2 protein-coding genes are annotated in these 993 nt (G+C 41.5%); both read left to right on the plus strand.

Going from position 1 to position 993, the window contains the following annotated elements; translation table 11 throughout:
* On the plus strand, positions 1-482 hold a 482-nt coding region (locus H7U20_RS29710; RefSeq protein ID WP_233411186.1), incomplete at its 5' end, for a hypothetical protein.
* On the plus strand, positions 479-838 hold the full coding sequence (locus tag H7U20_RS29715; protein ID WP_199762744.1) for an immunity 8 family protein: 360 nt from the start codon (positions 479-481) through the stop codon (positions 836-838). The genes H7U20_RS29710 and H7U20_RS29715, both read left to right, overlap by 4 nt.
* Positions 839-993: the final 155 nt, after the last annotated feature.

Raw genomic sequence — 993 nt, forward strand, 5'->3', positions numbered from 1 at the left:
GCATTGGGCAATCTGTCGCCCACCGTCTACGAACGGAAAATGGCAGCACGCCAACCTATCGTCGTGTCCGAAATTACTTGACCACAGCAGTTTTAAACAATGTTGCTGAAAATGTTGTGACGTTAAACAAGTTAAAGGAACACTTGTTAGGTGAGAATTTGGCAAATATTGCTAAAGCGGACCCTAGACTTGCCACTGCCATATATGGCGTCGAGAAATCTGGTGTGAATTTTTCAATGGGAATGGGTACTGCTAGTGAGGCAGAGAAGTTAGGGCGGACGTGGGTTGGTGACGGCGCGCGGCTTGCAAAAAATCAAGATTATTGTCCTGGCTGCTTAGTTAGCGCAGACGGAACACGTATATATCGTCCACCAATGATGAAAGATTCACTATATGCTGTGACCGGGATGCAAGCAAATTTTGTTACGCAGGATGTTGGTGGAAAATTAATCGGAAATGCTCATTTAAATATAATAAAATGAAACCAATTATTAAAGCAATGTGGTTATGTAGTCCAGATTATTGTTTGGATGATTATATTCCTATTCGTCCGGAATATTTCGGATTTTGGATTGAGCTTAGGATTGGAGTTATTGGCAATTCTAGCGGAGATGACTTTAGAGTTTTCGTATGTAGCCCTGACTGGATTAGGGACGAGTGCTCTTCCAAGACTGCCATATTGGGGCGACATATGATTGTATTTCATCAATTTAATTTGGCCGAAATGAAAAATAAAATTATTGAGGTTGTTGATGAATGTGAAGGGGTGGATTGGGAGGAGATTTCGAGAAAAATATCTAGATTTGCTGCGTGGGAATTCGAAGATTACGTGAGCTAATAAAAATGCTTAATTGAAAATTATGCAACTATTCAGCCACAGCGAGCACATCAACAAAAGCATAGGTTTATACACATCTCGACAGCTGGCGAATTTTGCCTGACCGACAATGGAGCGGGCGATAGATCCGTCTACATTCAAGCACTTACGAAAGT

It is taken from the genome of Rugamonas violacea (assembly GCF_016461825.1).
Classification (GTDB): Bacteria; Pseudomonadota; Gammaproteobacteria; order Burkholderiales; family Burkholderiaceae_D; genus Rugamonas.

Coding starts and splice junctions, on each gene's coding strand:
- H7U20_RS29715 (WP_199762744.1), top strand. CDS start 479: ATGAAACCAATTATTAAAGCAATGTGGTTATGTAGTCCAGATTATTGT.